A 21,871-nucleotide genomic window follows, 5' to 3' on the forward strand; every position below is an offset into this window, starting at 1 on the left:
TGCGGTAAACCAACCAATTCAGAATACGGTAGCTTACCACATTCGCACCGGCGGCCACGATGTTACCGATTACGACTGGAAACAGTATATAAAATGGGCAAAAGAACAGTTATTAGTAGAATAGTTATTGAATAAGTCTGCGCCCCAGCGGGGCAGTTTAATATAACCCAACGGCAACGCCTTGGGGAAGAAGAAGTGAAAAAGAGCAGAATTTATCGCCCTGAAAGGGCAGGTTAACATTGAAAAAACAAAATACGAACAAATAGAAACTTATTATCATGAAAAATTTCATCTTCCTTTTTTTAATTCTTTTTGCTGCCGCATCATGCAACAATGAGCCCAAAACCATCAGCCTGTTTAACGGAACCGATTTGTCCGGCTGGCATGTGGATGTTCCTGCAATGGACAACGATCCGGAGGCCATCAACCCGTTTATAGTTCGCGATGGAATGCTGGTGAGCCTGGGAACACCCGGCGGACACCTGATTACCGATTCAGTTTTTCAGGATTACCGCCTTGAAGTGGAATACCGCTTTGCCGGTGAACCCGGAAATTGCGGGGTTTTGGTTCATGCATCCACTCCACGTGCGCTGTATGATATGTTTCCAAAATCGATTGAAGTGCAGATGATGCATGAAAATGCAGGTGATTTTTGGTGTATTGTGGAAGACATTACCGTGCCCGACATGGAAGAACGCCGCGGCCCCAAAGAAGAGTGGGGAATTACCGAGGGGAAAGCCCGTCGTATTAAAAATTTAACTGATGATTCTGAAAATCCGGTGGGAGAGTGGAACAACATGATTATTGAATGCGTTGACGACGAAATTAAAGTTTGGGTAAACGGCGATTTAGTAAATTATGGCTACGATTGTACCGCCACAAAAGGCCAGATTGCTGTTCAGGCAGAAGGCTCCGAAGTAGAATTCCGGAACCTGGAGCTGACACATATCGATGAAATTACGGAATCAGATGTGGCACCAGTCGATTAAACCGAAAAGAATTCGCAAAAATTCAACCTGTATAATTTTTTTCATATAAACCTAAAACCAATGAAGAACCTGATTATTTTTTTGTTTGCCCTTGTATTTTTTTCATGCGAAAGTGATTCCCGGCCAAATGAAATTCAAGTTGAAGGAGAGTTAAAAAAATGGCATAAAGTAACGTTGAATATTCCCGGGCCCGATGTCGCTGAGTGGGATAAAAAAAATCCTTTTCTCGATTATAAGTTGGATGTAACTTTTACCAACGGCGAAAAATCCTACACCGTTCCCGGTTTTTATGCAGCCGATGGAAATGCAGCGGAAACTTCAGCAGATGCCGGAAATATTTGGAAAGTCCGTTTCAGGCCCGATGAACCCGGCGAATGGAAATACAAAATTAAGTTCAGAAAGGGGAAAGATATTGTAGTGAAGGAGGATGAAAATTATGGAGAACCTGTGGATTTACCCGATGGCAGCGAGGGAACTTTTACCATTGAAGCATCGGATAAAACAGGAAAGGATTTTCGTGCAAAAGGGCGGATTGTTAACGGAGGGAAAGGCTATTTCAAATTTCAGGATTCCGAAGAGATATGGATAAAAAACGGTGCCGACAGCCCGGAAAATTTTTTGGCCTATGCCGGTTTTGATCAAACTTCGCGTTTCAGCCTGAAATCTGAAGTGCGCGAAGGGGAAGCCGATCCCAAAGAAAGTCTTCATAAATACGAAACGCATGTTTCAGACTGGAATGCAGGCGATCCGGTATGGCAGAACGGAAAAGGGAAAGGCATCATTGGCGCGCTGAATTACCTGAATTCTGTCGGGGTGAATTCGGTTTACATGCTCACCATGAATATTCTGGGCGATGGAAAAGACGTTTGGCCCTACACCGCTCACAATGAGCGCTACCGGTTCGACTGCAGCAAACTCGACCAGTGGGAGATTGTTTTCGACCACATGGACAGCCTGGGTATGATGCAGCATTTTGTGTTGCAGGAAACCGAAAATGAGTGCCTGCTCGACATGGGCTATACCGATGTGCAGCGAAAAGTTTATTTGCGGGAATTGATTGCCCGTTTCGGACATCATCCGGCGGTTACCTGGAACATGGGAGAAGAAAACGGTCCTACTGACTGGTCGCCCATTGGCCAAACACATGAACAAAAAGTAGCAATGGCCAATTACCTGAAAACAACAAATCCGTATCCAAATATTGTTGTGGTGCACACCCATTCAAACGATTCTCACCAGGATGAATACCTCGGGCCTTTCCTGGGATTTGAGAATCTCGACGGGCCGTCCATGCAAATAGGGAACCCGATGAAAGTACACCAGCGAATCAAGAAATGGGTGAGTGAATCGGAAGAAGCCGGAAAACGGTGGCTGGTAAACCTCGATGAAATCGGACCGGCTTTTAAAGGAGTGATGCCCGATTCACACAACGCCGATCATGATACGGTTCGGCAACATTGTCTTTGGGGAGCCCTGATGGCAGGCGGTGCAGGCGTGGAGTGGTATTTTGGATACCGCTTTTCTCACAACGATTTGAGCCTCGAAGATTTCAGGAGCCGTCATAACTGGTGGAAACAATCTGCAATTGCTACCAACTTCTTTAAAAAACTGCCGGTTGAATCAATGAAAAATACGGATGACTTGATTAATGTTGAAGGCGGATACTGCTTTTCGAATCCAGGTGAAATTTATGTGGTTTATCTTCCTTCTGCTGAAACAAATTGCAGTATAAAAATTGATTCAGAAAAATCTTTTACTGTTAAATGGTTTAATCCGCGCAAAGGCGGAGAACTTATGAATGGAACTGTTTCAACGGTTCAGGGTAACGGAAATGTTGACCTGGGAAAACCTCCTGTTGATTCGGGAAAAGATTGGGTTGCAGTTGTCAGGTAATACATTTTTTGATATTGCGAAGATCCCTCCGGGTGCTTTTATGAATGTTTTTATTCGAAAGTGAGGGCGCGAGGGGCCTCAGGCTGAAAGCTGTAAAAATTCTTTTTGTACTGCTCTTCAACAATAAAACCTGTAAAACTCATGTCGGAAGGAGGAAACGGATAAAATGCCAACCGAAGCTGGAATGTTTTAAAAACCAGGTTTTCGTTGTGAAGCCTTACGCCAAAACCGAGGCCGCTGTAATAATTTTCATTGAAAATAATGTGTTTGTTTGAGCCGATTATGCCCACATCAGCAAATCCGTAAAGCGCAATATTGAACTTGTAAAACTGCCGGCGCAAAAAAAGTACATATTCCAAATCCATGCTCAGCCGTTGTTTGCCAACAGCCTTTCTGCTTGAAAAACCCCGGATGTGGCTGTTTCTTGATAATGAAAGGTTTTCAATTTCAAACCTTCTTAGCCCCAGTAAGTAATTGGCACGGACAAACAACCGGAACCGTTTGCGTCCGGCATTTACCTGTCTCGAAATAAAATTCACACTCCCCTGAATTTGCCCCTGCTCGTAATCTTTATTTTTAAAATACCCGCCAATTCCCCCGGCAAGATACAGGTATCCTTTACGGTTCGCCAGCAAATTCCCATTGGAAAGGTAAAGGTGTGCATAATGCCGGTTGCCAAATTCATTGGCATCGAAACCATAAACAATTTCATTTTTAAAACCCTCGGGAATGTCTTCTGTAACGCCATAGCTGTAAACCAACTGGTCCTGAATAAATCGCCGTTGGGTAAATGTAATGCCGGCAAGATAAAATGTGCAGTTGGAAAAATACTGGTTGTTTTCGGGGGCTGGAATGGGACGCTGGAAGTAGGTTTGGTTGTAAACTGCCGCCGATAAAACCACTTGCGAATTTTGGTAATCATCGGGTTTTATCTGAAAACTTCTTCCTGCCCATGCACTCTTGAAAGACAAATCCATTGGAATGGCGGTTTTGATGGGATCGTCATCAAAAATCCTGTTCGTTCTGTACATCCTGAGTGCTGAGCCACCATATCCCCATTTAATTGAGGGAGTTATAAAAGGTTTATCAATAATAAATGAAAAACCTTCCCGCTCGTATGTATTCATGTAACCTGCCGAAATATCGATAAATTTCCCGCGGATGTTATTTATTTTATAAAAGGTTTCAAGCCCGGCATAGGGCTCACGGTTTAAATTACCAACAAAGCTGAATGAAATTTCGTGGCCGACACCAAAAATATTTTGATTGTAGATTTCGAGGGCAGCGGCTTCCCCTCCGTCAACCCCACCGGAAACTCCTAAGGAAAACCTGTCTTTTGTTAAAACATGCACACTAACCAGTCCTTTGTAAATGCTGTCTTGTTCAATAAGCAGTTTAACATCCTGAATGTAGGGAAGTGAGCGAATTATACGCTCATTTTCGTACATGAGATTCGGATCCAGGGAATCGCCAATTTTAAAAAGCAGCAATTTCTCAATAGTCTTTAAATTCGATTTGGAATGCAAAGTATTGGCGGTCTTTTCAATAAAGCTTTTCGCTGTGCGGGCGGTATCTTCAAAAGTAGGCCCAAACACTTCCAGAGGGGTAATGGTAATGTCGGAAATTAATTTTCCTTCAAACTGACTGTAATATTCAAGTGCAAGGGCTTCTTTATCTACATAAGGGTGAGGTGGCAAAATTAAAAAATCATAAATCCGGCTGATTATTTTGCTTTGCTTGGCCTTGTATTCCAGGCTGTCGTAAAATTGCTCATATTTTTTTTCTCTGTCAGTTGAATTGGGGATTGTATCATTTTGGACTGGCTGTGCTTTCCCCCGAAATGAAATAAGCAACAAGAACAAAATAATATAATTTGTTGTGTTGTTTATGAGTTGTTTGCTCATTTTCATTCTCATCCCCCCGCTTTGCTATCTTGTTAAAATTACTCGTAGTATTTAATTCAGAAAAATAATGAATTTATAGATCATTGCCTGAAATACAAGGTGTTAAAATTAGTTAAAGTGTCTTGCGTTGTGTTACTGTCTCTTTAAGAACATATTAGAGTTTATTTTCCTTTCGTTTTATTTGACGGGAAAAATACTACTTAATTTTATAATTTTGCCGTGTGAAGAAACTTCGTGAGATATACAAAAGAAATATATACGGGGTGATGGGCACCCTTATATTTCATATTCTGTTATTTTCTGCTTTCCTCCTGGCCGAAGTGGAAATGAAGGGAACTGTTCAGGAAGAAGAACTGTTGATTGAATTCCCCGAAGAACTCATCAGTGAACCTGAGGTTTTGGAGGAAGAAGAGCTGCCCGACCAGGGTGAACCGATGCCGAACGATCCTTCATCACAGCTTTCTCAAAACCAAAGCAACAGAACAAATATTGCCTCCAAGCAAATTATGGAAAGCGAAGATTTTTTTGACGAAGATTATACCCGTGAAGTGGAAGCTGCTCGTCAGCTCTCGCAGAATGTGAGAAATCAGTTGTCAAAAGAAACGGTCAAACTTGAAGATATCGAGATGCCGGTTGAAACCACTGAAGGGATGGAACGCGATTCAATAAAAAATGTGATTTATACCGGCGAAAGCAACATAACTTATTACCTCGAAAACAGGTACCATTTGAGTTTGCCCATACCTGTTTACCTTGCCCAGGGAGGAGGAAAAGTTGTGGTTGATATTGCAGTTGACCGGCAGGGAAGGGTAGTGGAGGCCGAACCGCAAAATAATCCTGCCATTCGCGACGAACAAATTTTTTTGTATGCAAAGGCCGCTGCTTCGCGTACTGTTTTTAATGCCGACCCGCAAGCGCCTGAACTGCAGCGGGGAACCATCCATTATTTATTTATTGCCCAGTAAAAAATCGTGTTAATTAAATAGTATCGTTAACATGATTTAACAGTTTTGTGTTTGGAGATTCCTTTTAAACTGCTATATTTGTGGTACGTTTATTTTCATAAGTTTAGGTTTAGTTAGGTTAGTTAGTTTAATGAGAAAAGGATGGGTTGTTGAACCCATCCTTCTTCTTTTTATAACCCCCAGGTAATTCAATCTTGGTTTTTAGTGATTAGTGATACAGAAGGAGGTGCCTTAAAAGCACAAATGGGAACTACTCTGTTACGAATAGCTCCCATTTACTCGGGTCAACCGAAGTTTTCCCGAGCGCCAGGCTACGGTTATTATGGCTGGCTCTGTTCATCGTTTTACCGTTGAATCAGGCCCTGTACTCTTGGGTTTAGCTTTCTACGGCGTAAACCTTTGAGTAGTCCGTTCGGCTTTCCGGATTGCCTTCCCGGACGAAGTGTCTTTCAGTGATTCCGGTAATTTCCCGAAGGTCATTTCCGGTTTCAATCAACAATCAGGTTTTTGCCTTTCATGTTGTGCAGTCTGGGCATTTCAAAAAACCGGAGTTTTTTGTTGCCTTCCTTTCGGTTGGCTGCCTCCTGCCTGAAGACTCAATCTTGAAAGAACGTCTGGAACTCTTCCAGTTGATTGAATGAAGCCGGTTTCCAGACTACCGGTTCAAACTTCGGCTCTTTCAATGTGCCTTCCCGAAGGTCGGGCTGAAATAGTTCCTGTCTCAACTAAGAAACGTTCGCCGTTTCCACATTTTTGGAGCTGCCTTTTATCGCTCACCTGGTATTATCAAATGTAGATTAAAAAGCAATGCGGGTCAATAGTTTACAACTGTTTTGTATTCACCGTGTGTCAACTATCGTTATTAACAATTGTTGATAACCTATGCAGGCTCCATTTCTGCTAACTAATCAATCCAAATCCACTGAAATTTTACTTCTTCATTTTGAGCGGGGTTCACCTGAAGTTCTATTTCGTAGTAACCTTTTTCCGGAAAATATAACTGGCCAACCCTGTGCGACCTGTAATTATCAATCACCCAGCCAGAATTTGGCTCTCCAACAGTTTTGCCGGTTGGCTGAATTGCATGGGTTAGCGTTGTATTACCTGATTTTACAATTATCTTGCTGTCGTTGTTTTCGTGCTGAAAACTGTACGAAACATCCACCTGTTTTTTGCCCGGGGAATCAATATAGATTTTCCATGTTAAACGGTTAGGGGCATCAATTATGGTCTGTTCAGGCACGGTTCCGCGCCTGCTTTTGTTTCCGATGTTTAGCTCCTGAGTAGATGAAATAATATTTCCGGGAGTCATTGAAAATCCGCCGGAAACTGTTTTTGCCACGAGGTTTTCGATTATTTCAGGATAATCCGGGTATTCAACTACAATAACCGACACATAAGGATCCGGGGCCATTTCGGGGAGTTGTATTTCAGTATAAGCGCCGGAATGAGAAAACTGTAGCGGAGATTTTTGTTTGTCAGCCAGTAAATAAATTTCTGAAGGAGTTGAAGTAACGCCCGTTAACGGTAATGTTTTTTCCAACGGCCAGGTGTAAACGTGCAGGTAAAGTTTTGTTTTTCCGTCTTCTTTCTTTGCAGTTATTTTTCCCCAGTCGTGTAAATCTTTATGAAGGTCGAACGCTTCGGCACCGTAAATCGATTCGCCATTTACATTCAGCCATTTACCCATTTCTAGCATTCGCTGTTCAATCTCGAAAGGGACTTCGCCGTTTGCCCGTGGCCCGATGTTCAGCATAAAATTGCCGTTCAGGCTCACATTGCTGATGAGCGATTTTAAAAGCGTTGAGGTTGATTTCCACTCGGTGTCCGATTTATGGAAACCCCAGGAATGCGCTACTGTTGCCGGCGACTGCCACGGGAAATTTTCCTTTTTATTGCCGAGCTGGTTGTCGCCAAGAGTTTTGAAGTCAACATCAGGATCTTCTTCAACGGAAAGTCCGAGCCGCGAATTGACAATACATTTAGGTTGCAGCTTTCTTATCAGGCCTTTCAATTGTAAAAGCTGAGCTTTGCTAACAATTGTTTCGGAATGGTGAATCCACATGTCGAACCAGAACATCCCAATTTCGCCGTAGTTGGTAAGCAGTTCACGAACCTGCGGAATCACTTTTTCCTGCCAGTATTGATCGTATTCTTCAGCAGTAATTCCGGATAATTCTTTGGTGTGATCCCAGCCAAATTCATGTTCCCAGTCAATCCAGTGCGAATAGTAAAGTCCCAGTTTTAACCCGTGTTTTTGGCAAGCTTCAGAAAGTTCTTTTATAATGTCGCGATCGGTGTAATTCCCCAAATCGAAATCGCTGGCCTGGCTGTCCCATAACCCAAATCCATCGTGGTGTTTGGCTGTGATTGTCACATATTTCATTCCCGATTTTTTGGCCAGGATAACCCACTCTTCCGGATCAATCTCTTCCCAGTTGAACCGGTCGAGCAGCGTCAGGTACTCTTCTTTTTCGATGCGGTTGCGGTACATAATCCACTCCGCGTAATCGTTGTCGTTGCGGAGTTTTTCGCCCTTCCAGAAACCTTCGGCACCGCTGTAAATACCCCAGTGGATGAACATACCGAAACGGGCATCGGTAAACCACTGGGCACGCGGGTTGGTTTGAGTTTGTGAAAATATTGGTGTTGAATATAGTAGAAAAGTCAGGAGGAAAAGTATTTTTGAGAGATGTTTCATTTCAGAAAGTTGTCGCGGTTCTTTTTATACCAGTTTTTATTTACATCGGAGGCAAGTTTATCAACGTCCTCCTGACGGGTATTATATTTTGACGTAATTTTCTTGTATCTCAATAAATTTGCCAGTTCCTGCAGTTCTTCTGTATTTACAGTAGACTTTAACCTGATAATCACTTCATCTTTGGTCCTTTCAATTATCATAGAAATATAATTTTAATTCAAACTTACCAATTAATTAAATAATACCAAAGCTGTCCTGATACTTGTGTCTCAAAATCTTGTGTCTAAATTATCACGACAATCTTCCTTTAAAGTCTTCGTAATGAAATTCCCGCACCATTTTTAACTGGTCGTCTTCGGTCCAGATGGCAATAGCCGGGTGGTTTACCCCGTTGAACATGTTGGTTTTCACCATGGTGTAATGAATCATATCTTTGAAAATAACCTGATCTCCCGGTTTCAGCTCACTGCCAAAATCGTATGCCTCCATAAAATCGCCGGCCAGGCAGCTTACTCCGCCAAGCCGATACAAATGTTTGCTGTTTTCATCCGGATCATTGGCTCCCACAATTTTAGGGCGATAGGGCATTTCCAGCGTGTCGGGCATGTGGGCGGTAAACGATACGTCGAGAATGGCCGTTTTGATGCCTTTGTGTTCCACCACATCCTGCACAGTTGAGACCAAAACACCGGTGTCCCAGGCAATGGCACTTCCCGGTTCCAGGATAATTTGCACATTGTACCTTTTTCTGAAATTCCGGAGCAGTTGAATCAGGTGTTTGTGGTCGTACCCTTCACGTGTTATCAGGTGGCCGCCGCCCATGTTCACCCATTTTACCTGATGAAGAAACTTTCCGAATTTTGCTTCCAGGTTGGCCAAAACTTTTTCCAGGCTGTAGGAATCCGATTCGCACAACACATGAAAATGGATGCCTTCAATTCCTTCGGGCAGTTCATCCTGAAACTCATCGCTTCCTACTCCGAGTCGCGACCCCCCAGCACTTGGATTATACAAGTCGGTTTCCACATCCGAATATTCCGGATTTACCCGAATCCCGCACGAAATGGGATGATCTGTCTTTTGGGTCTCCGGGTAAAATTTTTGAAACTGGTTAAACGAGTTAAATACAATGTGGCTGGAGTAGCTCATTAATTCCTCAAACTCGTTTTCAAAATAAACCGGAGAATACACATGTGCCCGTGTTTTCATCTCCTCGAAACAGAGCCGGGCTTCGTTGAGCGAACTGGCAGTGGCACCTTTCAGATATTGCCGAACCAGCGGGAATGCACTCCACATGGCAAAACCTTTAAATGCCAGAATGATTTCAACTCCTGCTTCTTTCTGAACCCAGTCGATGAGTTCCAGGTTTTTCCGAAGGAGTTTTTCATCGAGCACGAAGGCGGGTGACGTAATCTTTGAGTAGTCCAAGTTGTGTAAATTAAATAGTTTATTTAGCTAATTGATTTAAAAATAGCACCGTCCTTTAGGGCGGTGGATGAAAATACATGCTGAACACCGGATTTTTAAAATTTTGTAAACTATTAAATTACAAAATTTTAAAAATCCTTTCCATCAATAAACGAACGATCAATCACCGCCCTAAAGGACGGTGTTAAATTTACAGCTCCAAATCGATGTCAAATTTTTCATTCCACGGCAAACCATATTCCCCGATTTTTTCCATGAATGGATCCGGATCGAAATTTTCAACGTTGAATACCCCTTTGCCGTTCCATTTTCCGGTGAGGACCATCATAGCGCCCAGCATTGCCGGAACACCGGTGGTGTAGGAAACTGCCTGCGTACCGGTTTCTTTGTACGCCGTTTCGTGACTGGCGTTGTTCCAGATGTAGCAGGTTTTTTCCTTACCGTCTTTCACGCCACTAATGCGGCAGCCAATCGACGTTTCGCCTTTGTAGTTTTCGCCCAGTTCGCCCGGATCAGGCAATACATATTTTAGAAATTCCAACGGAACCACATCCACGCCTTTATATTTCACCGGGTCGATGCGGGCCATTCCAATGTTTTGAATCACCCGCAGGTGGGTGAGGTATTCCTGTCCGAACGTCATCCAGAAGCGGGCACGTTTCAGCGTTGGGAAATTCTTTACCAGCGATTCCAGCTCTTCGTGGTAAATCAGGTACGAGTCACGCGGCCCGATATTCGGGTAGTTCAGCACCTTTTTGATTTCCTGTGGTTCTGTTTCTACCCATTGTCCGTTTTCCCAGTATTTTCCTTTCTGGGTAATTTCCCGAATATTGATTTCGGGATTGAAGTTGGTGGCAAATGCTTTTCCGTGGTCGCCGGCGTTACAATCCACAATATCGAGCGTGTGTAATTCATCGAAATGGTGTTTGGCTGCATAAGCCGTGTAAATGCTTGTCACGCCCGGGTCGAATCCGCACCCCAGTACAGCCATAATTCCTTTTTCTTTGAATTTATCATGGTAAGCCCACTGCCATTTATATTCAAATTTGGCTTCGTCTTTGGGTTCGTAATTTGCGGTATCCAAATAATTTACCCCGGTTTCGAGGCAGGCATCCATAATTGGCAAATCCTGGTAAGGAAGCGCCACATTTATAACCAATTCTGGTTGAAACTTGTTAATCAGTTCAACAACTTCAGGCACATTGTCGGCATTTACCTGCGCGGGTTGAACGCGCCCCCGGCCTACTTCTTTTGCTATGGTTTCACATTTTGAAACGGTGCGGCTGGCGAGCATGATTTCAGAAAAAATTTCCGGGTTATTTGCCGCTTTGGCAGCAACAACGCGGCCAACTCCACCTGCACCAATGATTAAAACTTTACTCATTTTATTTGGTTATTTAAATGATTATCGATTAAAACAATTTTATTTAACAATTGATGGTAATTTCGTAAATTGAAAAATTAATTTTGAAAATAGCAAATTAAACATTTTTTGATGAACAGCCCATTACAAAACAAAGAATTTGACCCCAGCGGTGTCGGATTGAAAAACGGAAATTTTATCGGCCTTCCTTTTGATGAAGATTCAGCAAATGTGGTGTTAATACAGGTGCCCTGGGATGTTACCGTTTCATATAACGACGGCACCTCCCACGCCCCTTCAGCAATTTTGGATGCTTCGTCGCAATTAGATTTGTTTGATGCTGATGTGAAAGATGCCTGGGAACTGGGAATTTTCATGCAGCCGTTAGATGAAATTCTTATGGGCAAGGGAAAAGAATTGCGAAAACAGTCGTCAACCTACATCAGTTTTTTGGAAAATGGCGGCGATTTGGCTCAAAACAGGGGAATGCAGGAAGAACTGGAAAAGATAAACCGCGAATGTGAAAAAATGAACCAATGGGTATTTCGTCGTGCCCAAAAGGTACTCGGCACCGGTAAAATTCCTGCTGTCATTGGAGGCGATCACAGTGTGCCACTGGGCGCGATGAAAGCAGTGGGAGAGAAATATCCCGATTTTGGAATCCTCCAGGTGGATGCGCACCTCGATTTGAGAAACAGCTACGAGGGATTTACTTTTTCACATGCCTCGGTTTTTTACAATGCATTGAAAATTCAATCGCTTAAAAAACTGGTGCAGGTGGGAATCCGCGATTATTGTGAGGAGGAAACGGAAGTCATTCAAAAAGAAGGCAACCGAATTGCTGTTTATTTCGACCATGCCATTAAACAAAACCAGTTTAAAGGAAAAAACTGGGATGCACAGTGCGAAGAAATTGTGGCTGAACTTCCGGCTGATGTTTATGTTAGTATCGATATTGACGGGCTGGACCCAAAACTTTGTCAGCATACCGGAACACCGGTGCCGGGCGGATTGGATTTTCCGGAAACCGTTTTTTTGCTGAAAAAAGTGGTGGAAAGCGGTCGCAGAGTTATCGGGTTTGATGTGTGCGAAACCGGAAATGCAGAATGGGATGCCAATGTGGCGGCCCGGCTCATATACAAGCTAAGTAACCTTTCAGGCCGTTCACAAAAAATGATTTAAAAAATGAATATTGACGAAATTTTTTGAAATTTTTTCAGGGGAATTGACGGCGGGTTTTTAAGTTCGCCGCTGATTCAGAGTGTTGTGGCCATGCTGTTAATTACAGTCGGTGGAATGGGGCTCGCGTATGGTTTTGCAGCGGGAGCTTTTAAAAACAATAATCGAAATTTCAAAAATTGAATCGAACCAGGTTTCATTAAAGACATCACAATTCGATGTAAATGAATCACTCAACTTCCTTTACGGATTTTTTAGTAAAGGGAGTACATTTAGTTTTTCAATAAATGGTTCTGCTGTAGCTGATCCCCAGCCTTTCGAAGCTTCAGCTGTTCAGGTTGAAAACTAATTTTAAAATGTATTGCCTTTAATCTTTTCCCCTGAAAAGGTGGAAAAAACCGTGTTTCTTTCGTTTTTCTCCATCGCGGCCCATGCCTTCAACTACGTAGTAATAAACTCCGGGGCTGGCAAACCGGCCGCCCAACCGGCCGTCCCATACAGTTTCCAGGTAGGTGTCTTCAAAACCCTGAACGTTGTCGCTTTCCCAAAAATGGATGCGTTTTCCCCAACGGTTAAAAATGGAAATTTTAATGCTTTGCATCGACCAGTACTTCACAATAAATTCATCGTTGGTTCCGTCGCCATTGGGGGTAAAAACATTAGGTACGGCAACAAACGAGGTGTCAACCACAATGTAGTCTTCAATATAAGCCGTGTCCACACAGGTGATGAATGTGCTCGAATCGGTAAGGCTTACTTTTTTTGAAACCAGTTTTATGTTGAAGGTTCCTGAATGTTCGAAAGTGTAAACCGGGTTTTCATCGTAGGCCACAATCATGATACTGTCAACCGGTTGGTCCGAATTTTCCGATTCACGTTTTATCTGATCGAGATCGCGGTAAAAAAACCATTCGTACTGATCCGGATCGCCGTTTTCAGATTGGTTGTTGAAAGTTACTGTTAACGGAGCTTCCCCGTTTTGCGGGTCAACCGAAAAGTCAGCTTTTGTAACAATTGATTCGTAAGTAGTGGTAGTTGTGGTTTCGCAGCCAAACTGGTCGTAAACCCTCAAGGTGTATTCGGTATCCCGTGTAGGCGGATTAAATATTTGCGGGTTCTGCACGCTGGCAATTGTTGTTTGTCCTTCTTTCCATTCCACTTTTACATCTTTGAATACCTGAAGTTCAGAGTTATCGGACGGATCGTAATAGTTCAGTTCAGGGGAGCTGAAATCACCAACGAGTTTAAACGATTCACAGTTTGAATCAGTAACATCTGCACTTGCCACATACCAACTGTTGAAAACCCAGGCACGGTAAATTGTAGTGGTTTCGCCCTGGGTAATGGTAACCCGGTAGCCGCCGTCTTCGAGCCCTGAAATTTCTGATTGATTGGCATCGGTACTTTCTTCCGGCAAGTCCCCTACGGATTCAAATTCACCGGTGAGGTTGTTGTATTGCTCCCACCGAAAAGTTTTTGTTCCTTCAAGATCAGTTGTGGCTTGCAGTTCAGCGAGTTGTTGGTTTTCGCTTTCAGCACAAAAAACAAATATGCTGTCGGTTTCCTGAAAAGCAGTGTATTGCGTGGGCGTGCTACCTGCCGAACCCGGAGCTGAAATTTGTGCCATTGCAAATGGGGCATTCAGAAAAAACAGCGCTGAAACCAACAGGGAGATGTAACTTTTTTTCTTCATAAAAACGATGATACTTTGAGCTACAATATTAACGTATAATTTTTATTTAATTGTTTCTGCTGCCACAAAAATCGGAATTTCGCGGTTTCAGAAAATACAATATTCAAAATTGTTGAAAAATGCATGAAAGAAAACCGGTGATTGGGAAAACATCTTTTACTTTTGTCTTTTTAAATCAGAAAGAAAATTAAATAGTATTGGATTACCTGAAAGAATTGAACAAATCGCAGCAGGAAGCCGTGGTAGAAACCGATGGACCGGCGTTGATTATTGCCGGTGCCGGTTCGGGTAAAACTCGCGTGCTCACTTACCGCATCGCCCATTTGCTGAAACAGGGCGCAAGGCCGTCAGCCATCCTGGCACTTACTTTTACCAACAAAGCTGCCCGCGAAATGAAAGAGCGAATTGCCGGAATTGTGGGCGAAAACACGGCGCGCTATCTCTGGATGGGCACTTTTCACTCCATTTTTTCACGCATGTTGCGGGCCGAGCATGAAGTAACCGGTTACCCGTCCAACTTCACTATTTACGATGCTTCCGACAGTCGAAGCCTCATAAAAACCATCATAAAGGGATTTCAGCTCGACGATAAAACCTATAAACCGGGTGTTGTGGCTTCGCGCATTTCTATGGCGAAAAATAATTTGATAACACCACAGGCTTATGCACAAAACTCGGAAGTGCGGCTGGCCGATAAAAGTATGCGGATGCCGGCCATTGCCGAAATTTATAAAGAATACGCCAAGCGCTGTTTTTTGTCGGGGGCAATGGATTTCGATGATTTGTTGCTTAAAACCAACCTGCTTTTTCGCGACCGTCCTGAAATACTGGAAAAATACCAGCAGCGGTTTAATCATATTTTGGTGGATGAATATCAGGACACCAATTATGCCCAATACCTGATTATTAAAAAACTGGCTGTACATCATAAAAATATTTGCGTGGTGGGCGACGATGCCCAGAGCATCTATTCGTTCAGGGGTGCGCGCATCGAGAATATTTTGAATTTTCAGAAAGATTACCCCGGCCACAAAATTTTTAAGCTGGAACAGAATTACCGCTCCACGCAAACCATTGTGAACGCGGCAAACAGTATTATTGCCAAAAATAAACGGCAAATTCCCAAAACCGTTTTTTCTGAAAAAGACCGCGGTAACAACATTAAGGTTATCTCGGCCTTAACCGATAACGAAGAGGGATTTTTGGTGGCCCAGGAAATTGCACAAACGCAGCTCCGGGAACATTACCGGAATTTGGATTACGCCATTTTGTACCGCACCAATGCACAATCGCGAATTTTTGAGGAGGCGCTTCGAAAACGTAATATTCCTTACAAAATTTATGGCGGGCTCAGTTTTTACCAGCGCAAAGAAATTAAAGATTTGCTGGCCTATTTCCGGCTGATTATCAATCCCTGGGACAACGAGGCGCTGAAAAGGATCATCAACTACCCCGCTCGTGGAATTGGGCAAACCACCCTGGCAAAACTGGAGACAGCAGCCGTAAATGCTGAGGTTTCGATCTGGAAAATGATTAGCGGCCTGCCCGAAAATAACCCGATGAACCTGAACAAAGGCACTATTGCCAAAGTGTTAAAATTCAGGAATTTGATACAGGGATTTGCAAAAGTAGCAATTGAAAACGATGCATTCGACACAGCCAAAACCATTGCAGAAGAAACCGGGATTTTAAAAGAGCTGTACAGCGATAAATCGACCGAAGGACTCAGCCGCCACGATAATATCCAGGAGTTGCTGAACGGAATTCAGGAATTTACGCTGAATGCGAAAGAAGAAGACCGTCCGGATAAACTGGAAAATTTCCTGGAAGATGTGGCATTGCTTACCGACCAGGATACGGATAAAGACGAAGACAAGGATAAAGTGACACTGATGACAGTGCATTCGGCAAAAGGTCTCGAATTTAAAAATGTGTTTGTTGTAGGTTTGGAAGATAACCTGTTTCCTTCGGCCCAGGCCAGCGAAAAAAAATCGGCTGAAGCACTGGAGGAAGAACGCAGGTTGTTTTACGTGGCGCTCACCAGGGCCCGCGAAAATGCCTGGCTCTCTTATGCCAGCCAGCGCTACAAGTGGGGAAAACTCGATTTTTGTTCCCCCAGCAGGTTTCTAATCGAAATGGACGAACAATACCTCGATGGCGATGAAATTGGCGGCAGCACTTCATCACCCCAAAATCCATTTCAGCAACAACAGGTTCCGGGCAACCGGCAATTCCCAGGTTCCAATCGTCAACCTGTAACTCCCGGCACCCGGCGATCAACTGATTTTGTTAGCCGGAAGTTAATTGAAGCCCGGAAGGCCAACCAACCCGGAACAGGCTTTGAAAGCGATGATCCGGATAAAATAATGCAGGGGATGACTGTTGAGCATCAGCGGTTTGGCGAGGGCAAAGTGCTTAAAATAGAAGGTGTTCCACCCAATAAAAAAGCTACTGTGTTTTTTAAAAATGCAGGGCAAAAACAGCTGCTCCTAAAGTTTGCCAAACTGAAAATCAAAGGTTAACAAATGCAAAACAAAATCGGTATAATTGCGTATTGCAAAGAAATCATTAGTTTTGCAGGTGTTTACTATCATAACACCCTTAAGTATAACCGGATATTAAAAACAATAAATTAATAATTTCACTCGATGGATTACAATACTAAAAGAAAGAAACTTCCGATGCCCGAGTACGGGAGAAATATACAAAATATGGTGGACTATTTGCTCACCATCGAAGACCGTGAAAAACGCAATCGGTCGGCCCAAACAGTTATTGATGTAATGGGCAATTTATTTCCTTACCTGCGCGATGTGTCTGATTTTAAGCATAAACTATGGGATCACCTTGCTATTATGAGTGATTTTAAACTCGATATTGATTATCCTTACGAACCACCTTCGCCCGATATCCTTACTGAAAAACCCAACAGGGTCCCTTATCCTCAACACAATATAAAATACAAGCATTATGGTTTGGTTATCGAAAAAATGATTAAAGCTGCTATTGAAAGGGAAGGAGAGGAGCAGCGTATGCTCATTGAGCAAACAGCCAACCAGATGAAAAAACTCTTTTTGGTTTGGAATAAAGATGCGGTGGAAGATGAAAAGATTTTTAAGGATTTGGAAGAAATTTCAGGAAATAAGTTAAAAGTTCCGCGCGATATCAGGCTCATGGAACCAAAAGCAATTCTGGGGAAAAAGAAAAAGAAGAAAAAATAAACTGAAATTGTTGTATGGCATCTTTTCTTGTTGAAGGAGGAAACAAACTACATGGCTCAATTACCCCGCAGGGCGCAAAAAACGAGGCACTTCAGGTAATTTGCGCAACGCTGTTAACTTCCGGGGATGTTACAATCAGCAATATTCCCGAAATCAGCGATGTTCAAAAATTAATTGAAATACTCCGCGGCCTCGGCGTGCAGGTTATTAACGAACGAAAGGGAACCTGGCGTTTCAATGCTTCTTCTATCGATATTGACTACCTGAAATCACCCGGTTTTGCTGAACAGGCAGCGAGCCTGAGAGGTTCGATAATGATTATCGGCCCGTTGCTTGCCCGTTTTGGGAAAGCAGTAATCCCGCAGCCGGGAGGCGACAAAATTGGCCGCCGGCGGGTGGATACCCAATTTACAGGATTGCAAAAACTGGGTGCCAGATTTGAGTTCGATGCCGAAAATCAATGGTTTACCGTTTCAGCTCCCCGGCTAAAAGGGGCTTACATGCTACTCGACGAAGCTTCGGTTACAGGCACTGCGAATATTCTAATGGCTGCCGTTTTGGCCAAGGGCAAAACAACTATTTTTAATGCTGCCTGCGAACCATACATTCAGCAACTTTGCAAAATGTTGAATTCAATGGGGGCAAAAATTTCAGGGGTTGGTTCAAATTTACTTACCATTGAAGGTGTTGCAACCCTCAGCGGTTGCTCGCATGAAATATTGCCCGATATGATTGAAGTGGGCAGTTTTATTGGGCTGGCTGCAATGACAGCCTCTGAAATTACAATTCAGGATGCAAGTCTCGGCCATTTGGGAATTATTCCGGATTCTTTCCGGCGATTGGGAATAAACGTTGAACAACAAGGCAACGACCTGGTAGTGAAAGAAACCGAAAATTACGAGATTGAAACTTACATCGATGGTTCTATTATGACCATTGCCGATGCGCCGTGGCCGGGCCTCACCCCCGATTTGCTCAGTGTTTTTCTGGTTGTGGCCACCCAGGCCAAAGGAAGTGTGCTAATTCATCAGAAGATGTTTGAAAGCCGGCTGTTTTTCGTTGATAAACTGATTGACATGGGGGCGCAGATTATTTTATGTGATCCGCACCGGGCCACTGTAATTGGCTTAAACCGCCAGCATCAGTTAAGGGCTACAAAAATGACATCCCCGGATATCAGGGCCGGAATTGCACTGCTTATTGCAGCCATGTCGGCAAAAGGTGTCAGCACCATCGACAATATTGAACAAATTGACAGGGGGTATGAAAGCATTGACAAGCGGCTAAGCAAACTGGGAGCACATATTTCACGAATTTGAAATGTTCAAACCCATTAAACCATAGTCACAAAATTGTGTTTTATTAAAAGATTTAAAATTCAAAAAAAAGAAGCATTATGAAGAAAATTTTAACCATCATTGCATTTCTTGTTCTGGGAACAGGAATTTCTTTTGCGCAACAAAAATTGGGTGTCAATATTGGCAACAAAGCGCCCGGGCTGATTGGTAAAAATACCAACGGAGAAACAGTTAAGCTCTCGGATACTCAAGGCAAACTGGTGCTTATCGATTTTTGGGCTGCCTGGTGTGGCCCCTGCCGCAGAGAAAATCCAACTTTGGTAAAAGCTTATAATACCTATAAAGACAAGGAATTCAACGGAGGAGATGGTTTTACAATTTTCAGTGTGTCGCTCGACCGCACCAAATCAGCCTGGGAAGCTGCAATTAAAAAAGATAACCTCACATGGCCCTACCACATCAGCGACCTGAATTACTGGAACTCAAAACATGCTGCAATTTATGGAGTGCGTTCCATTCCTTCCAATTTTCTAATTGATGAAAACGGAATTATTGTTGCCAAGCAACTAAGAGGTCCTGCACTGGAAGCTAAGCTGAAAGATTTACAAAAATAGATTCAGGTTATTATTCCTTAAATATTAATTGCGTTGCACAAATTGACATTCAATGTTTGAATGGGGTGTCAATTTGTCTTTTAGATTTGCGTGGCAAATTTTTTGTTAATACAACAAGTTGCAACTTAAAAAATCCGAAAAAAATGGCGAAAGAAAATATGAATAAAACATCCGGTAAAGAAAAAGAAGAAGCAGTAAAAAATCAGGCTGCTGAAAATGAAGAAAAGGTAACTGAAGAAGTTGGTGATGAGGATGTAAAGGAAGATAATGAAGAGCCCCGGCAAAAAGAAGAGAAGAAGAAAAACAAGAAAGATAAAAAAGAGCAAAAAACAAAAGAGCTGGAGGCCAAGCTGGATGAGCTGTCTGACAAACATCTGCGATTGCAGGCCGAGTTTGATAATTTTCGTCGCAGGACCATTAAAGAAAAAACCGACCTCATAAAATCGGGTGGTGAAAAAGTTCTTTCCGAAATATTGCCTGTGATTGACGACTTTGAACGGGCTATTCACTCCATGAAAGAAATTCCTGACGACGATGCCGGAAAACAGGGAACACTGCTCATTTACAGTAAGTTTAAAGATTTTTTGAAACAGCATAATGTGAAGGAAATTGATGCCCTGCATCAGGATTTTGATGTAGATTATCATGAGGCATTAACCAAAATTCCGGCTCCCGATGAAAAATTGAAAGGTAAGGTTGTTGACGTTGTTCAGAAAGGATATACATTGAACGATAAAGTCATCCGGTTTGCCAAAGTGGTAGTAGGAGAATAAAAAATTGAAACATGGCAAAAAGAGACTATTACGAAGTACTAGAGATAAGAAAAAGCGCAACAGCAGAGGAAATTAAAAAAGCCTATCGCAAAAAGGCACTCAAATACCATCCGGATAAAAACCCGGGCGATAAAGAAGCGGAGGATAAATTCAAAGAAGCAGCCGAAGCTTACGAAGTACTTCGCGATCCCAATAAAAAACAACGATACGATCAGTTCGGACATGCCGGAGTTAAAGGTGGTGCCGGTGGTGCTGGCGATTTTGGAGGATTCTCTGATATCGAAGATATTTTCTCCGCATTCGGCGATATTTTTGGCGGCCATTTTGGCGGCTTTGGTGGTTTTGGTGGCGGCGGTGGCCGCCAGAGCGGTCGGCGTGTTGCACGTGGCTCCGACCTGAGGGTGAAAGTAAAACTGACCCTTAACGAAATTGCCAACGGAACGGAGAAAAAAATTAAAGTTAAAAAATATGTGCAGTGCCAGCACTGTAACGGAACAGGTGCCAAAAACGGTTCATCTTATTCAACATGCCCTACCTGCCATGGTGCGGGCCGTGTAACCCGTGTAACCAATACCTTGCTCGGACAAATGCAAACGGCTTCAACCTGTCCTACCTGTCATGGCGAAGGACAAATTATTACCGATAAATGCAGCCACTGTGCCGGAGAAGGAGTAATGAGGGATGAGGAAGTTATCAACGTTAAAATTCCTGCCGGAGTAGGCGAGGGGATGCAAATGAATGTTTCGGGAAAAGGAAATGCCGCGCGCCGGGGTGGAATTAACGGCGACCTGCTGGTTGTTATTACCGAAGAGGAACATCCTCAACTTGTACGCGACGGCAATGACCTTATTTATAACCTGTTTTTGTCGTTCCCCGAAATCACTTTGGGGACTACCGTTGAAATTCCTACGGTTGAAAGTAAAGTGAAAGTGAAAATTGAACAGGGAACCCAACCCGAGAAAATTCTTCGCCTTCGCGGTAAAGGACTGCCCGATGTAAACGGCTACGGAAAAGGCGATTTGCTGGTGCGTGTACATGTTTGGATTCCCAAAAAACTCAGCGACGATGACAAGAAAGTGCTGGAAAAACTTCAGGGATCTCCCGCATTTCAGGAAGGGCCTTCTTCTTCTGAAAAATCATTTTTCGAGAAAATGAAAGACATGTTTTAGACTATTGGTTTTGAACGATTTTCGCAAACAATACAATTTTCTTGAAAAAGAACTGCTGGATGAAATCCGGGGAAAAGGAGTTGTTAAAACTTTTCAGTCCGGTGAAACACTCATTCGCGAGGGCCAGTTTATTTCCAGTTTTCCGCTTATTTTGAAAGGCTTGATCCGGGTTTCGAGAACCAATCAAGACGGAAATGAATTACTGCTTTATTATTTACGGGAAAACGAGGTTTGTGCCATGTCGCTAACCTGTTGCATGGCAAACATGAAAAGCAGTATTATGGCTTATGTCGAAGAGGAAACGGAAGTAATAATGCTTCCGGTGGCATTGCTCGATGAGTGGATGTGCAAATACCAAACCTGGAAACAGTTTGTGATGCAGTCGTATCAGTTGCGTTTCCGCGATCTTATTGAAACTGTCGATACACTGGCATTTATGAAACTTGACGAACGATTGGAGAATTTTTTCAAAACCCGCCATTCAAAATCAGGTGAAACAACGTTTTACGGAACACACCAGTACCTGGCTTTGCAACTGAATACATCGCGCGAAGTAATTTCCCGTTTGCTGAAAAAGCTTGAAAATGAGGGGAAAATTGAACTGTCGCGAAACTTTATTGATTTTCACAAGCTTCTGTGACTTTTATTACAGACTGGTACCGTTTGGTTCATTTTATTTGT

17 protein-coding genes are annotated in these 21,871 nt (G+C 43.1%); 11 read left to right on the forward strand and 6 right to left on the reverse strand.

Features of this window, described 5'->3' with window-relative positions; translation table 11 throughout:
• The first annotated feature begins 278 nt into the window (after positions 1–278).
• The gene (locus tag ACTCNA_RS13035) at positions 279–989 is read left to right on the forward strand and encodes a 3-keto-disaccharide hydrolase (RefSeq protein ID WP_462948359.1); all 711 of its coding nucleotides are present in this window, start codon (positions 279–281) and stop codon (positions 987–989) included.
• Positions 990–1,049: 60 nt separating this feature from the next.
• Positions 1,050–2,882 carry a DUF5060 domain-containing protein gene (locus tag ACTCNA_RS13040; protein WP_462948360.1) on the forward strand — a complete coding sequence of 611 codons (1,833 nt, stop codon included), beginning with the start codon at positions 1,050–1,052 and terminating at the stop codon, positions 2,880–2,882.
• Between the two features lie 50 nt (positions 2,883–2,932).
• Here the strand turns inward: ACTCNA_RS13040 and ACTCNA_RS13045 are convergent, their stop codons facing one another.
• Positions 2,933–4,786, reverse strand: coding sequence for a hypothetical protein (locus ACTCNA_RS13045; protein WP_462948361.1), 1,854 nt, complete (start codon positions 4,784–4,786; stop codon positions 2,933–2,935).
• Positions 4,787–5,007: 221 nt separating this feature from the next.
• Here ACTCNA_RS13045 and ACTCNA_RS13050 point away from each other — a divergent pair, with 221 nt between their 5' ends.
• Positions 5,008–5,751 carry a hypothetical protein gene (locus ACTCNA_RS13050; protein WP_462948362.1) on the forward strand — a complete coding sequence of 248 codons (744 nt, stop codon included), beginning with the start codon at positions 5,008–5,010 and terminating at the stop codon, positions 5,749–5,751.
• 904 nt (positions 5,752–6,655) lie between these two features.
• On the opposite strand, the gene ACTCNA_RS13055 is transcribed toward ACTCNA_RS13050, so the two are convergent.
• From ACTCNA_RS13055 to ACTCNA_RS13070, 4 genes are all read right to left on the reverse strand, one after another.
• On the reverse strand, positions 6,656–8,452 hold the full coding sequence (locus ACTCNA_RS13055; RefSeq protein WP_462948363.1) for an alpha-L-fucosidase: 1,797 nt from the start codon (positions 8,450–8,452) through the stop codon (positions 6,656–6,658).
• Entirely contained in the window at positions 8,449–8,652 is a 204-nt protein-coding gene (locus tag ACTCNA_RS13060; protein ID WP_462948364.1) for a hypothetical protein, read from the reverse strand. The genes ACTCNA_RS13055 and ACTCNA_RS13060 overlap by 4 nt, the downstream gene beginning before the upstream one ends.
• A 91-nt stretch (positions 8,653–8,743) precedes the next feature.
• Positions 8,744–9,880, reverse strand: coding sequence for a carboxynorspermidine decarboxylase (nspC, locus tag ACTCNA_RS13065; RefSeq protein ID WP_462948365.1), 1,137 nt, complete (start codon positions 9,878–9,880; stop codon positions 8,744–8,746).
• 190 nt (positions 9,881–10,070) lie between these two features.
• On the reverse strand, positions 10,071–11,264 hold the full coding sequence (locus tag ACTCNA_RS13070) for a saccharopine dehydrogenase family protein (protein ID WP_462948366.1): 1,194 nt from the start codon (positions 11,262–11,264) through the stop codon (positions 10,071–10,073).
• Positions 11,265–11,375: 111 nt separating this feature from the next.
• Between ACTCNA_RS13070 and ACTCNA_RS13075 the strand changes: the two genes are divergently transcribed.
• Positions 11,376–12,425, forward strand: coding sequence for an agmatinase family protein (locus ACTCNA_RS13075; protein ID WP_462948367.1), 1,050 nt, complete (start codon positions 11,376–11,378; stop codon positions 12,423–12,425).
• A gap of 364 nt (positions 12,426–12,789) precedes the next feature.
• On the opposite strand, the gene ACTCNA_RS13080 is transcribed toward ACTCNA_RS13075, so the two are convergent.
• Entirely contained in the window at positions 12,790–14,115 is a 1,326-nt protein-coding gene (locus ACTCNA_RS13080) for a T9SS type B sorting domain-containing protein (protein ID WP_462948368.1), read from the reverse strand.
• Between the two features lie 197 nt (positions 14,116–14,312).
• On the opposite strand from ACTCNA_RS13080, the gene ACTCNA_RS13085 reads away from it, so the two are divergent.
• From ACTCNA_RS13085 to ACTCNA_RS13115, 7 genes are all read left to right on the forward strand, one after another.
• Positions 14,313–16,637, forward strand: coding sequence for an ATP-dependent helicase (locus tag ACTCNA_RS13085; RefSeq protein WP_462948369.1), 2,325 nt, complete (start codon positions 14,313–14,315; stop codon positions 16,635–16,637).
• A gap of 126 nt (positions 16,638–16,763) precedes the next feature.
• On the forward strand, positions 16,764–17,336 hold the full coding sequence (locus ACTCNA_RS13090) for a DUF4290 domain-containing protein (RefSeq protein ID WP_462948370.1): 573 nt from the start codon (positions 16,764–16,766) through the stop codon (positions 17,334–17,336).
• Positions 17,337–17,350: 14 nt separating this feature from the next.
• Positions 17,351–18,655, forward strand: a complete 1,305-nt coding sequence (gene murA, locus ACTCNA_RS13095) for a UDP-N-acetylglucosamine 1-carboxyvinyltransferase (protein ID WP_462948371.1) — start codon at positions 17,351–17,353, stop codon at positions 18,653–18,655.
• A gap of 77 nt (positions 18,656–18,732) precedes the next feature.
• A complete protein-coding gene (locus ACTCNA_RS13100) occupies positions 18,733–19,248 on the forward strand; it encodes a peroxiredoxin family protein (protein ID WP_462948372.1) in 516 nt (171 codons plus the stop codon).
• Between the two features lie 143 nt (positions 19,249–19,391).
• Positions 19,392–20,021 (forward strand): nucleotide exchange factor GrpE, encoded by a 630-nt coding sequence (locus ACTCNA_RS13105; RefSeq protein WP_462948373.1) that lies wholly within the window; start codon positions 19,392–19,394, stop codon positions 20,019–20,021.
• Between the two features lie 11 nt (positions 20,022–20,032).
• Positions 20,033–21,190 carry a molecular chaperone DnaJ gene (gene dnaJ / locus ACTCNA_RS13110; protein ID WP_462948374.1) on the forward strand — a complete coding sequence of 386 codons (1,158 nt, stop codon included), beginning with the start codon at positions 20,033–20,035 and terminating at the stop codon, positions 21,188–21,190.
• A 10-nt stretch (positions 21,191–21,200) separates the two neighbouring features.
• Positions 21,201–21,830, forward strand: a complete 630-nt coding sequence (locus ACTCNA_RS13115) for a Crp/Fnr family transcriptional regulator (protein WP_462948375.1) — start codon at positions 21,201–21,203, stop codon at positions 21,828–21,830.
• Positions 21,831–21,871: the final 41 nt, after the last annotated feature.

The organism is Tangfeifania sp., from assembly GCF_055108615.1.

What these genes read in the sequence shown, in the direction of transcription:
- ACTCNA_RS13035 (WP_462948359.1), top strand. Translation starts at nt 279, where the DNA reads ATGAAAAATTTCATCTTCCTTTTTTTAATTCTTTTTGCTGCCGCATCA.
- ACTCNA_RS13040 (WP_462948360.1), top strand. Translation starts at nt 1,050, where the DNA reads ATGAAGAACCTGATTATTTTTTTGTTTGCCCTTGTATTTTTTTCATGC.
- ACTCNA_RS13045 (WP_462948361.1), bottom strand. Translation starts at nt 4,786, where the DNA reads ATGAGCAAACAACTCATAAACAACACAACAAATTATATTATTTTGTTC.
- ACTCNA_RS13055 (WP_462948363.1), bottom strand. Translation starts at nt 8,452, where the DNA reads ATGAAACATCTCTCAAAAATACTTTTCCTCCTGACTTTTCTACTATAT.
- ACTCNA_RS13060 (WP_462948364.1), bottom strand. Translation starts at nt 8,652, where the DNA reads ATGATAATTGAAAGGACCAAAGATGAAGTGATTATCAGGTTAAAGTCT.
- ACTCNA_RS13070 (WP_462948366.1), bottom strand. Translation starts at nt 11,264, where the DNA reads ATGAGTAAAGTTTTAATCATTGGTGCAGGTGGAGTTGGCCGCGTTGTT.
- ACTCNA_RS13075 (WP_462948367.1), top strand. Translation starts at nt 11,376, where the DNA reads ATGAACAGCCCATTACAAAACAAAGAATTTGACCCCAGCGGTGTCGGA.
- ACTCNA_RS13080 (WP_462948368.1), bottom strand. Translation starts at nt 14,115, where the DNA reads ATGAAGAAAAAAAGTTACATCTCCCTGTTGGTTTCAGCGCTGTTTTTT.
- ACTCNA_RS13090 (WP_462948370.1), top strand. Translation starts at nt 16,764, where the DNA reads ATGGATTACAATACTAAAAGAAAGAAACTTCCGATGCCCGAGTACGGG.
- murA (WP_462948371.1), top strand. Translation starts at nt 17,351, where the DNA reads ATGGCATCTTTTCTTGTTGAAGGAGGAAACAAACTACATGGCTCAATT.
- ACTCNA_RS13100 (WP_462948372.1), top strand. Translation starts at nt 18,733, where the DNA reads ATGAAGAAAATTTTAACCATCATTGCATTTCTTGTTCTGGGAACAGGA.
- ACTCNA_RS13105 (WP_462948373.1), top strand. Translation starts at nt 19,392, where the DNA reads ATGGCGAAAGAAAATATGAATAAAACATCCGGTAAAGAAAAAGAAGAA.
- dnaJ (WP_462948374.1), top strand. Translation starts at nt 20,033, where the DNA reads ATGGCAAAAAGAGACTATTACGAAGTACTAGAGATAAGAAAAAGCGCA.